The 1512-nt window shown below is 68.9% G+C and carries 1 protein-coding gene; it reads left to right on the plus strand.

The genetic code is table 11. The features are described 5' to 3' along the window. The first annotated feature begins 265 nt into the window (after nt 1-265). Nucleotides 266-1474, plus strand: a complete 1209-nt coding sequence (locus tag ABZ928_RS53390) for an IS110 family transposase (RefSeq protein ID WP_361537142.1) — start codon at nt 266-268, stop codon at nt 1472-1474. The last annotated feature ends 38 nt before the right edge of the window (nt 1475-1512 follow it).

The raw sequence follows: 1512 nt of genomic DNA on the forward strand, positions 1-1512 counted from the left end.
CCCCCCGTTATGTTCTTCGCGGTCCTGCAAGAGGGCCGCTGGCCTCCGGGCCCGGTATGACTGTTCCCCCCTGTCGAACGGATGACCTGGGGGGTGGTGTCACCGGGCCCGAGGGGTGCCGTTGGAGACGCTGATGAGAGGTCCGACTACCGCCTGGCCTGGCGCAATGCCCGGCCGCCCGTGGGCGGCAGGTCTGCATAACGTGGATGCGCGCGTACGGCGCCAACTCCCTGGCCAGCACCGCAGCGAAGCAGTTGGGAGCACGATGTTCGACATCGGCGACGTGGGCGTCTTCCTCGGCCTGGACGTCGGCAAGACCGCTCACCATGGCCACGGACTGACCCCGGCCGGCAAGAAGGTCTTCGACAAGCAGCTGCCCAACAGCGAGCCGAAGCTGCGGGCCGTCTTCGATAAGCTGGCCGCGAAGTTCGGCACCGTGCTCGTCATCGTCGACCAGCCCGCATCCATCGGAGCACTGCCCCTGACCGTCGCCCGGGACGCCGGCTGCCAGGTCGCCTACCTGCCCGGACTCGCCATGCGCCGGATCGCCGATCTCTACCCGGGCGAGGCGAAGACCGACGCCAAGGACGCCGCGGTCATTGCCGACGCCGCTCGCACAATGCCGCACACGCTGCGCTCGCTGGAGCTCACCGACCAGATCACCGCCGAACTGACCGTGCTGGTCGGCTTCGACCAGGACCTCGCGGCCGAGGCCACCCGCACCTCCAACCGGATACGCGGCCTGCTCACCCAGTTCCACCCCTCGCTGGAACGCGTCCTCGGCCCCCGCCTGGACCGCCCCGCCGTCACCTGGCTGCTCGAACGCTACGGCTCCCCGGCAGCACTGCGGAAAGCCGGCCGCCGCAAACTCGTCGAGGTGATCAGACCCAGGGCCCCACGCATGGCCGCCCGGCTGATCAACGAGATCTTCGACGCGCTCGACGAACAAACCGTCGTCGTTCCCGGGACCGGCACCCTCGACGTCGTCATCCCGTCCCTGGCCCGCTCCCTGGCCGCCGTCCACGAACAGCGCCGGGCTCTGGAAGCCCAGATCAAAGCCCTGCTGGAGGAGCACCCTCTTTCCAAGGTCCTGACCTCGATGCCGGGGGTCGCGGTCAGGACCGCCGCAGTGCTGCTGGTCACCGTCGGCGACGGCACCAGCTTCCCCAACGCCGCCCACCTCGCCTCCTACGCCGGACTCGCCCCGACAACGAAGTCCTCGGGGACCTCGATCCACGGCGAACACGCACCACGAGGCGGAAACCGGCAGCTCAAACGAGCCATGTTCCTCTCGGCCTTCGCTGCCCTGCACGATCCCGCGTCCCGCACCTACTACGACAAATGCCGGGCCCGGGGAAAGACTCACACCCAAGCCCTCCTCCGCCTCGCCCGCCACCGCATCAGCGTGCTCTTCGCCATGCTCCGCGACGGCACCTTCTACGAACCACGAGACCCCGAGCTGGCCGCCGCATGACCAGCTCAGCTTGACGAAGGACATAGAGGCACCCCCCC

It is taken from the genome of Streptomyces sp. NPDC046909, from assembly GCF_040644695.1.
Taxonomy (GTDB): Bacteria; Actinomycetota; Actinomycetes; order Streptomycetales; family Streptomycetaceae; genus Streptomyces.

Excerpts from the sequence above, each read along its gene's own strand:
- ABZ928_RS53390 (WP_361537142.1), top strand. The coding sequence starts at position 266 with ATGTTCGACATCGGCGACGTGGGCGTCTTCCTCGGCCTGGACGTCGGC.